Source organism: Methylomagnum sp., from assembly GCF_054333355.1.
The window spans coordinates 1-8,507 of record NZ_JBTEKS010000185.1 but is presented as its reverse complement, the minus strand read 5'-3'; the positions used below and the strand labels follow the sequence as shown (position 1 = coordinate 8,507).

Sequence of the window (8,507 nt, the reverse complement as noted above, 5' to 3'; positions counted from 1 at the left end):
ATTGAATGACGCGATAGGTGTAGGTCGGGCAGGTATTTCCTGCCCGACGCTTCGGCCATGAGTACATGCCCGACCTACCCCAGCTGATAAGGGGAGGGCCGGGGAGGGGTTTGATCGACGCTAACTTAATGGCAGTGACGGAGACCGTGGAAACGATGAATCCCCTACCTTTTTGTGGCTTTGCCACTTATTAAAAACCTGCCCCCCGGCAGGTTTTTTTTCGCTGAAATAATGCCCTCCGAAAAAACCGCCGGGGAAATTGCGTCATCTCGAAAATATTTCCACGATAGGGAATGGCTTCCCGCTGCCGGGGTGTCGCTTGACTGTCCGAAATTCACGCAAAATATTCCGTGATAATGGAATTCTGAGGATGATTATCAAGGATTATGGCGGGGGATTTCATATCGGCCTCAAACGCCAATACAGCGGCGGGCCTGGTGTTTTGGCGTAACGCCACAAAAACCAGCAAGACCAGGATTTAAATTCAACGAATCCACTATGACGGACGGCTGGGAAAATCCAGGTTAAATATTCGTTTTTTGAATATCAAAATCAAATCTAATTCTTTCCTGTTATTAGTGCCCACACCTTAAAGTTGGTCCCGACATTCATTCGGCGTTTCGGCCAACGCGGGGAGGGTTGACGCCCTCCACGCCCGCCGTCGGCAAGGGCCGTACTAGACCAATAAACGCATTCAAGGTGTATATCCATGAAACTTAAATCTCTCGCGGCGGCGGTGCTGGCGGCGTTGGCCGGCCATGCCTCCGGCGCTTTGCTGAAGGACGGCTTCACGCCCGGCACGCCGTCGGATGTGCTGGTCGCCATTTACGACGACAGCACCGGACTCGCCAGTTCCGGCAAGACCTTCCTTTTCAATACGCAATTGAGCTACGGGGATTTCGCCAACGGCGTCATCACCAGCAAGACCATCGACCTGTCCGCCGACCCCAATTATCAGGCGCTCAAGATTTCCGGGGCCAAGCTCAAGCTGAACATCGTGGGCGGCTACAGCTTGGCGGACGATTTCTCCAACTATGACAAGACCGGCTCCAGCGGCAGGATTTTCTCCGACAAGGCCAGCACTCAGTGGGGCGTGGTGACGACCGGCCACAAGGCCACCGACTTCAACGGCGAATTCGGCAACCTCAGCGACACCACCAAGAACCGCCTCTTCGCCTATTGGAGCGCGGCCAACGTGAAGCTGACCGCCGCCGGGGCCACCAAGACCGGCGGGCCGAATTCCGTGCTGGTTCCGCCGGGCGATCCGCAAGCCTCGTTCGATGCCGCATGGAGCGGCAACTTCGGCGGCGGCGGCGTCGCCAATATCGCGACGGCCAATTTGGTGAGCGGGGCCGGGGATGCCGCCAAGTTTTACTGGATCACCAACACCGACTTCGACAAGGGCGCGGTCATCGAACTGGGCACCTGGACCCTCGCCGACGACGGCAAGCTGACCTACGCGGGCACGGGCGGCGGCGGTGGCGGCAACACCAACCATGCCCCGGTCGCCAGCGCGGGCAGCAACCAATCCGCCACCACCGGCGCGGCGGTCACGCTGGACGGTAGCGCCAGCACCGACGCGGACAAGGACACCCTGACCTATGCCTGGACCCAGACCAGCGGCCCGACCGTCACACTGACCGGGGCCAACACGGCCAAGGCCAGCTTCACCGCCAGCGCGGCGGGCACCTACGGCTTCAAGCTGACCGTCGGCGACGGCAAGGCCAGCAGCGAGGCCACCGTGCAAGTCACGGCCGCCGCGCCCGTGCCCACCGGACCCAGCCTCAAGCTGACCTCGCCCACCACTTGGAAGGTCGGCAAGGCCCAGACCATCGCCTTTACCGGGACGCAGATCAAGACCAGCCTGAGCGTGAAGCTCCAGTTCTCCAAGGACGGCGGGGCGAAGTTCAAGAATCTCAAGGCGCTCGCGCTCAAGAAGGGCAGCTACAAGTGGAAGCCCGCCAAGGCCCACGTCACCACCAATGGCGTCATCAAGGCGTGTGTGACCTACGACAAGAAGAAGGCACCCGCCTGCGATCAGGTGAGTGTCGTCGTCGCCAAGAAGTAACTGTGCCCAAAAGCCTTTTCCTGTAGGTCGGACTTCAGTCCGACGAGTCAGGCTAAAGCCCGACCTACAGGCTGGCTTGTCGGCGACTTCTCTTGTAGGTCGGACTTTAGTCCGACAGGTCAGGCTAAAGCCCGACCTACGGTAAAGCGCCGATCACGCCCTAAAAGCTTTGACCGAATACCCGTGGGCCTAGCCCCAAACCATCAATTAATTCGGAGTGACCCCATTATGAAACCCGTTAGCCAACTCAAGAAACTCGCCGCGTCGGTCCTGCTGCTGGCCGGTGCCCAGAACGCCCTGGCCTTAGGCCCGGAGCAAAACCCTAATCTCACCCTGTATATCTCCGGCGGCGCGGCTCAAGACCCGGCCTTCGACAGCTTCATCGAAGCCCTGGCCCTGCCCAACACCTTCGATGTGTATTACGACAACGCCAGCGCCTCCAACCCCGGCAGCCGCTACCGCGCTTATTTCTTCACCACCAACAACACCAAGATTCCCGGACTCAGCACCGGCGCGACGCCGGTCAACGTGCTGATCTACAAGCGCTCCTTCGGTGGCGCGGGCTATGGCGTCGCGCCCTTGCTGGATACCAGCTATCAGGTCAAGCAACTGGACATCAAGCAGGCCGGGGCCGTGCAGGCCAAGCAGGCGGGCGAATCCTTCTACCGGGTCGCGGCCACCGCCTTGCAGAACACCACCTCCGACGCAGGCATCACCGGCGTGAACCCGGAACTGTTCGGCGGCATCAACACGCCCACCCCGGCCTCCGGCGACCCGGCCTTCCCGCCGGTGGACGTGAGCAAGTCCGCCAACACCCTGACCATCGTCCCGGCGGGCGGACTGACCTACGGCCTGGCCGTCACCCTGGACCTCTATAAAGTCCTGCAAGCCGCCCAAATCGCCACCGGCACCCTGCCCACTGGCACCACCATCGGCGATTACAGCAAAGAGTCCAGCATTCCCAATCTCAGCCGCGCCTTCGCCGCTTCGCTGATCGCGGGCAAGATCAAGACTTGGGACGAGGTCAAGGTTATCGACGAGCGGCCCATCGCCACCGGCGCGACCAAGGGCACCGACCTGGGCACGCTGACCAGCTTCGCCAATCAGGCAGGCGTCGCCGCGCCCGCCACCAACGGCAAGAACCTTGTCGCCGTGGGCAACCGCAACAAGGGCGCGGCCATCGGCGCGGCGTTCAGCGCGGTGTTCCTGAATTCGCCCGGCACCGCCAATGCCTTCACCCCGGCCACCTCGCCCGGCAACCCCACCAACGGTCCCATCGTCGCCCAAGCGCCCGGCGCGTCGCAGCAGGAAGCCCTGCTGACCGACTGGCAGAACGGCGGCAACGCCAGCACCTTCAACTTGGATAGCGGCAAGCACTGGGGCATCGCCCAGCAAAGCACCGACTGGAACGCCAGCGGCGCCATCGGCAAAGACCCGGCCAAGCCGTACCGCTATGTCCGCATCGACGGCTACGCGCCCAGCTTGCAGAACGTCGCCAGCGGCAATTACCCGGTGTGGAGCGAGCAGACCATCCAATGGCGCAACGCCGCCAACAATGGCCCGAGCGGCGACAAGCTGGTGATTCTGCAAAAGATCGCCGACGACGTGGGCAACCCCGCCGCCGCCGCCGCCGTGAACGCCAAGATCGTCACCACCTTCGGCCCGACTGGCCTGTTCGCGGTTTCCACCAGTTCCACCATCGCCAGCAACGACACGCCGTTCGACACCAGCAAGCCCATCGTGAATTACACCCACGTCAACGGCGGCGTCCTGAGTGGCAGCGTCGCGCCGGTCTACAACAGCGGCAAGCCGGGGACGGTGGCGTTTAAGTAAGCCCCGTAGGTCGGGAATGTACTCATGCCCGACATGGCCCGCCATGCTACGTAAATGTCGGGCATGGGAATACATGCCCGACCTACGACTTTTGATGTGTATTGTTTTGATTGAAAAGGCCAATGACCCACCAGCAACGCCTATTCCCCGCCGCCAAGGCCAGTCCTCCCTCGCCCTTGGCGCTCGCCATCCGCAGCTTGTGCGCGGGCGGGTTGTGCCTTAGCGCGGCGGCGGCGCGGGCGGAGTTGCCGGTGCCCGCGCAAGTGCTGGTGGCGCCGGGGACGGGCAATGTGCTGCCGCCTTCCATCAGCGGCAACATCATGACCATCAAGCAGTTGTCCGACAAGGCGACGCTCGACTGGCAAAGCTTCAACATCGGGCGGGAAAACACGGTCAAGTTCGAGCAGCCCTCGTCCACCGCCGTGGCCCTGAACCGCATCCATCAGGCCGACCCCAGCCGCATTTATGGCACGCTGACCGCCAACGGTCAGGTGTATCTGGTCAACCAGAACGGCTTCGTGTTCGGCAAGGATTCCCAGATCAACGTCAATTCGCTGGTGGCGACCACGCTCAACATCAGCGAGAAGACTTTCCAGCTTGGCCTCACGCTGGCTTTCGACCAGAACAAGCAAGCGGCCCTGGAGGCCACCGACGCCAACGGCAACGCGGTCAAGCAGCTCTATCTAAAAGATGCCAGCGGCCAGCCGGTGCTGGACCAGAACGGCCAGAAGGTGAAGATCCAAATCTTCATCGAGCCGGGGGCCAAGCTCAAAACCAATGGCCGGGATGGCCGCGTCATCCTGGCCGCGCCCTCCATCACCAACCAGGGCAGCATCGAAACCCCGGACGGGCAGGCCATCCTCGCCGCCTCGCAAGACAAGGTTTATCTGCAACAGGCCGGGTCCGACTCGGACATTCGCGGCCTGTTGGTGGAGGTCGGCACCGGCGGCGATGTGAGCAATGTCGGCAAGATCATCGCCGAGCGCGGCAACGCCAGCCTGCTCGGTTTCGCCGTCAATCAGAAAGGGCTGGTGTCGGCGACGACCTCGGTCAAGCTCAACGGCTCGGTGCGGCTGCTGGCGCGGGAAGGCATTCAAGACCCGCTGGCGACGGGCGGCGCATTGCGTCCGGCCTCCACCAAACGCGGCCAGGATTTGGGCGACGGCCTGGGGCAGAGCGCCGACGTTAAGCTGGAGAAGGGCAGCGTCACCAGCGTCGAACTGGACGCCAACAAGGCCGAGACCGCCGTGGACGCCCAGGCCCAGACGAAATCCAGCGTCGCAATCGCCGGGCACAAAGTCTTCCTCAATGACGGCGCCACGGTGCGGGCCAAATCCGGCGCGGTGCAAATCGCCGCCGCCGACGATCTGGTCAACGCCAACGTGCGGGGCGACAGCCGGATTTACCTCGACAAGGGCAGCCGCATCGACGTGTCCGGCGTGAAGAACGTCTCCCTGCCCATGGCGCGCAATGTGGTGAAGGTGGAGCTGCGCAGCAACGAACTGCGCGATTCACCCTTGCAGCGGGACGGGGTGCTGCACGGCCAAACGGTGTCGGTGGATGTGCGGAAAATCGGGGCGGATGGGCGAATTCCCATCGCCGACGTGTCCGGCGCGCTGGACCGCATCGCCCGCAACATCGACGAGCGCAGCACCGCCGGGGGTCGCATCGCGCTTAATTCCACCGGCTCGGTCATCACCCGGAAAGGCAGCGTGCTGGATTTCTCCGGCGGCTCCGTCGCCTACCGGAGCGGCTACATCGAAACCACCCAACTGGTTTCCAAGAACCAGGTGTACGACATCGCCGAGGCCGACCCCAACCGTCATTACGACAGCATCCTGGGCGACATCGTCAGGGGGCACCCGAAATGGAACCTCACCGAGCGCTGGTCCCTGCCGGGGCTGGGCCTCAAGCGTTTCGAGCCGGGCTATATGGAAGGCAAGGCGGGCGGCGCGGTGGACATCGCGGCCTTTGAAGCCGAGTTGGACGGCCTGTTGCAAGGCCAGACCGTGGCCGGTCCCAGACAGCGCGAGGCCAGCCAGCAAGCGGCGGGCAGCACGCTATCCATCGACCTCAACCGGGGCAATCTGCTGGGCGAGCAGGACGTGGTGTTCGGCAAGCATTCGGCCAGCGGCACCGGCCCGAATGATCCATTCCCCACCCAAGGCACCGATTCCGCCGAAACCGCGCCGCTGGCGATTGACCCGGCGCTGTTCAAGGATTCCGGCATCGCCCACGTCGATATTAAGACCAACGGCGCGTTGCGGATCGAGAAAGCGGCCCGCGTGACGCTGCCCGAAAACGGCAGCCTGAGCCTCGCCGCCGCTGGCTTCGAGGTGCAAGGCGTCATCGCCGCGCCATCCGGCGACGTGGGTCTCACGCCCGTCACCTTCCCGGTGGACGGCAAGCCGGTGGCCCTGCCCAGCGCGATCACCTTGGGCGGAAACGCCGCCATCCTGGCCGGGGGCCAATGGACCAACGATGTCCACGCCAAGGGCAACACCGCCACCGTGGCCTTGGATGGCGGTCATGTCAGCCTGCTGACCGAGCAGGGCGATTTGACCCTGGCACCCGGCAGCCGCATCGACGTGAGCGGCGGGGCGTGGCTGCAAAGCGATGGCACGCTGAAAGCCGGGCACGGCGGTTCGATCCAACTGACCGCCGCCACCAAGCTCATCGGCGCGGCCCCGTCCAATCTGAGCCTGGGCGGGCAGTTGTCCGGCTGGGGCTTGAATCAGGGCGGCGGTCTCGCGCTCACCTCCAACGAAGTTTTCATTGGTCCCAGCGACGAAGCCCCGGAACCCGACCCCGCCACGCCCGACCACGAGCCGCTGGTGTTGGCCCCGGCATTCTTCCGGCAGGGCGGCTTCGCCGATTACAGCATCGGTGCCAATTTCAAGGGCGTCACCGTGGCCGACGGGGCGCAAGTCCGGCCTTTGCAGCAGAACCGAATTCTGGTCGCTAATGCGGCGACCCAGCCCTCCGCCGCCGGAATCCTGAACATCAGCCAGGCCGCGACCCTGGCCGACACCGTTAGGCAGCCCGCCAACCTGAGGCTGTCCATGGCCCAGTTGACCGGCCAGGACCGCACCGCCGCCGTCAGCGTGGGCACGGACGCGGTGATCGAGACCGACCCCACCGGGCACATCGCCCTGAGTTCGGATACCTCCGTGCTGGTGGACGGCACCTTGAAGGCGCTGGCCGGGAGAATCGATCTGACCATCGCCACGCCCGGCGCGGTGGATACGGGCTATTTCGCCGCGCAGGGGATTTGGCTGGGTTCCGACGCGAAGCTGTTGGCGGCGGGCGTGTTCGACCGCCGACCGGACGGCACCGGGCTTGTCACGGGCGAAGTCTTGCCGGGTGGCGCGGTCAATCTCACCGCCAATCGCGGCTACATCGTCGCGGCGGCGGGTTCGGTCATTGATATATCCGGCACGGCGGCGACCCTGCAATTCCGCGAGCCAGCGGGCAGCGGGCCGGGACTGTCGATCATCACGCGCAGCATCCCCTCGGCGGGTGGCAGCCTGAGCCTCGTGGCGGGCGAGGGCGTCATCGCCGATGGCTCATTCAAGGCGGCATCCGGCGGCAAGGGTGTGGGCGGGGGTGAGTTCTCGGCGGAACTCAACGGCCTGCTGCGGGCCAAGCCGTCCGACCCGATTCCGGGCGGTGCCTTCCCCGACGACGGCAACCCGCAGTTTCCCCGCGCCGTGATCGTGTCGGACTCCGCCGATCCGGTCGCGCCGGAAGGCTTGGAATTCGGCGTGGCGATTGCGACCGATCAGTTCGCCGGGCGGGCCTTCCTGAATGCCGACCAACTCAACGCGGGCGGCTTCCGCGCCGTTGCGCTCAGGACCGACGCCTTCATCACCACCGATTACGTGGGCCGCATCGAATTCCGGGGCGACGTGTCCCTCAACGCGGGGCGGGAAATCAGACTGGACGCGCCGACTTTGGCGTGGTCCCGGCTCGCCCCCGCCGACACGGGCGTGGTGGACATCAACGCCCCCCGCGTGGCCTTGGGTTCGACCCAGAGCCGCATCGACATCCGGCAGGCGTCGGGCGATTTCAGTTCGACCCTGGCCCCGGACGCCAAGACCGGCGCAGGCAAACTGAACGTCATGGCGCAGGGCATCGACTTGGTGGGCGGCTTGAGCTTCGACGGCTACGGTCAGGCCACGCTGGACAGCGCGGGCGATGTGCGGGCGGCGGGCATCCGCACCGCGTCGGACACCAAGAATTATCTGGGCGAGTTGAAAATCGCCGGGAACCTGGACATCACCGCCAGTCAGTTCTATCCCGTCACGCTGACCGATTACGTGCTGACCGCCAGCGGCCCGGATGCAAGCATCAGCCTCGCGGGCAACGGCGCCGACCCCGGCAAGCTCTATTCGGCGGGCGGCAGCCTCACCCTCAACGCGCCCAACATCAAACAGGGCGGCGTGCTGCGGGCACCGTTCGGGATGCTCAACCTCAACGCCTCGGCCAGCCTGGCGCTGGCGGCGGGCAGCGTCACCTCCGTGTCCGGGGCCGATGCCCTGGTGCCGTTCGGGCGCGGTTGGGGCGGCTTGAATTGGGTCTATACGCTGGACTCTACCCGCCAGAA

General features: G+C 64.4%; 3 protein-coding genes. All 3 read left to right on the top strand.

Annotated elements, in window-relative coordinates; genetic code table 11:
- The first annotated feature begins 709 nt into the window (after positions 1-709).
- On the top strand, positions 710-2,068 hold the full coding sequence (locus tag ACXWUF_RS13955; protein WP_458495273.1) for a PKD domain-containing protein: 1,359 nt from the start codon (positions 710-712) through the stop codon (positions 2,066-2,068).
- 228 nt (positions 2,069-2,296) lie between these two features.
- A complete protein-coding gene (locus tag ACXWUF_RS13950; protein ID WP_458495272.1) occupies positions 2,297-3,901 on the top strand; it encodes a hypothetical protein in 1,605 nt (534 codons plus the stop codon).
- 122 nt (positions 3,902-4,023) lie between these two features.
- On the top strand, positions 4,024-8,507 hold a 4,484-nt coding region (locus ACXWUF_RS13945), incomplete at its 3' end, for a two-partner secretion domain-containing protein (RefSeq protein WP_458495271.1).

Bases quoted from the DNA above. Each gene is read 5' to 3' on its own strand.
- ACXWUF_RS13955 (WP_458495273.1), top strand. From the start codon at position 710: ATGAAACTTAAATCTCTCGCGGCGGCGGTGCTGGCGGCGTTGGCCGGC.
- ACXWUF_RS13950 (WP_458495272.1), top strand. From the start codon at position 2,297: ATGAAACCCGTTAGCCAACTCAAGAAACTCGCCGCGTCGGTCCTGCTG.